The following is a 2735-nucleotide window of genomic DNA, read 5'->3' as shown; positions in this document are numbered from 1 at the left end:
CGCCACCACGGCCGCGGCGATCTCGCCCTGCGAATGACCCACCACCGCATCCGGCACCACACCGAAGGACCGCCACAGCTCCGCAAGCGACACCATCACCGCCCACAGAGCCGGCTGCACCACATCCACCCGCTCCAGAAGCCCGGCACCCCCCTCGGTGAGCAGCACCTCCAGCAGATCCCACTCCACGAACGGCGCCAGAACCCGCGCACACTCCTCCAACCGGGCCCGGAACACCGGCGAATCCGCATACAACCCCGCAGCCATCCCCACCCACTGCGACCCCTGACCCGGGAAAACGAACACCGTCCGGCCCTGCGCAACAGGCCGCGACTCCTCGTTCTCCGCCACGGCCTCCAGACCCCGCAGCAGCTCCTCACGGTCGGTCCCGACAACGACCGCCCGGTGGTCGAAGGCCGTACGGGCATGCACCAGCGCGGACCCGACCGCGACCGGGTCCAGCTCCGGCCGCTCGGCGACGAAACCGGCCAGCCTGGCGGCCTGCTCCCGCAACGCCGCACCACTCCGGGCCGACAACACCCACGGCACCGGACCGACCGAACCAGCGGGATCGACGGGATCGGCCTCGCGCGGCGCACCGTCCTCCGCCGGAGCCTGCTCCAGAATCAGATGGGCGTTCGTGCCGCTGAAGCCGAACGAGGAGATCGCGGCCCGGCGCGGGCGGTCCAGCTCCGGCCAGGGCTGTTCCTGCATCAGCAGCGAGACGGCGCCCGATTCCCAGTCCACGTGACCGGTCGGCTCCTGTACGTGCAGCGTGCGCGGCAGCGTTCCCTGCTGGATGGCGAGGACCATCTTGATGACGGCGGCGACGCCTGCGGCGGCCAGTGTGTGCCCGATGTTGGACTTCAACGAGCCGAGCCACAAGGGCTGTTCGGGCGTGTGCTCCTGACCGTACGTGGCCAGCAGCGCCTGCGCCTCGATCGGGTCACCGAGCCTGGTGCCGGTGCCGTGCGCGTCGACCGCGTCCACGTCCGCGGCCGTCAGACCGGCGTTGGTCAGGGCCTGCCGGATCACCCGCTGCTGCGAGGGGCCGTTGGGTGCGGTCAGACCGTTGGACGCGCCGTCCTGGTTGATCGCGCTGCCCCGCAGTACGGCCAGGACCTCGTGCCCGTTGCGCCGCGCGTCCGACAACCGCTCCAGGAGGACCAGGCCGACGCCCTCGCCCCAGCCGGTGCCGTCCGCGTCCGACGAGAACGCCTTGCAGCGCCCGTCGGCGGAGAGCGCACGCTGCCGGCTGAACTCGACGAAGTTGACCGGACCCGACATGACGGTCGCCCCGCCCGCCAGGGCCAGTCCGCACTCCCCGTTCCGCAGTGCCTGCGCCGCCAGGTGCAGGGCGACCAGCGACGACGAGCACGCCGTGTCCACGGTCATGGCCGGCCCTTCCAGACCGAGCGTGTAGGAGATGCGGCCCGACGCGACGCTGGTGGTCGTCCCCGTGGAGACGTATCCCTCCAGTTCCTCGGGCAGTTGGCCGAAGCGCGTCACGTAATCGCCGGTGATCACTCCGGCGAACACGCCCGTGTCGCTGCCGCGCAGGGTTTCGGGGTCGATTCCGGCCCGTTCCAGCGTCTCCCACGCCGTTTCGAGGAGCAGCCGCTGCTGCGGGTCCATGGCGAGCGCCTCGCGCGGGTTGATGCCGAAGAAGTCGGCGTCGAAGCCGGAGGCGTCGTGCAGGAATCCGCCGTGCCGGGTGTACGAGGTCCCGGTCGCCTCCGGGTTCGGGTCGTAGAGGCCGTCGAGGTCCCAGCCCCGGTCGGTCGGGAAGGGGCCGATGGTGTCGACGCCGTCCCTCAGGAGCTGCCAGAGGTCCTCCGGTGAGGCCACCCCGCCCGGGAACCGGCAGGCCATCGAGACGATGGCGATGGCGTCGTCGTTCTCCTCGGACTCCGCGGGCCGCGCGCTCGGGGCCGCGGCGGCCGGGCGGTCGCCGAGCAGCACCGTGCGCAGGTGGGTGGCGAGGGCCGCCGGGGTGGGGTGGTCGAACACGAGGGTCGGCGAGAGCCGGTGGCCGGTGGTGGCGCCGAGCCGGTTGCGCAGTTCGACGGCGGACAGCGAGTCGAAGCCGAGCGTCTTGAACGTGCGGTTCGGTTCGAGGGCGCTGCCGCCCGAGCGGCCGAGCACCGCAGCGACCTCGTCCCGTACGAGGTCGAGCAGCAGCTGTGTCTGCTCCGCCTCGGGCAGTGTGGCCAGGCGTTCGGCGAGCGTGGTGCCGCTCTTCGTTCCGGAGCCGCCCGCGGCCGCCCGGCGCATGGGGGTGCGGACCAGGCCGCGCATGATCGGGGGCAGGGTTCCGCGCTCGGCGCGCTTGCGCAGGGCGGCGGCGTTCATGGGGATGGCGGCGAGCGCGGGGCGGTGGTGTCCGAGCGCTTCGTCGAAGGCTGCGAGCCCCTGTTCGACCGTGAGGGCACCGGCGCCGGTGTCGGCGAGCCGGTCCAGATCCGCCCGGCCCAGGGTGCCGCCCATGCCGCCGGACGATTCCCACAGTCCCCAGGCGATGGAGGTGGCGGGGAGTCCTTGGGTGTGGCGGTGGTGGGCGAGGGCGTCGAGGAAGGTGTTGGCGGCGGCGTAGTTGGCCTGTCCGGGGTTGCCGAGGGTGCCGGCGGCGGAGGAGTAGAGGATGAAGGCGGTGAGGTCGTGGTGTCGGGTGAGGGTGTGGAGGTTCCAGGCGGCGTGGGTTTTGGGGGTGAGGACGGTGTTGAGTTGGTGGGGGG

Annotated in this window: 1 protein-coding gene; it reads right to left on the bottom strand. The window is 72.2% G+C overall.

The genetic code is table 11. From position 1 onward, the window contains the following. The coding region (locus EAO76_RS14880; RefSeq protein WP_148836474.1) for a type I polyketide synthase at positions 1–2735 on the bottom strand (2735 nt) is incomplete at both ends.

The organism is Streptomyces sp. sk2.1, from assembly GCF_008120935.1.
Classification (GTDB): domain Bacteria; phylum Actinomycetota; class Actinomycetes; order Streptomycetales; family Streptomycetaceae; genus Streptomyces.
Note: the sequence above shows the minus strand (reverse complement) of the source record. Positions and strands in the feature narration are given on the sequence as shown.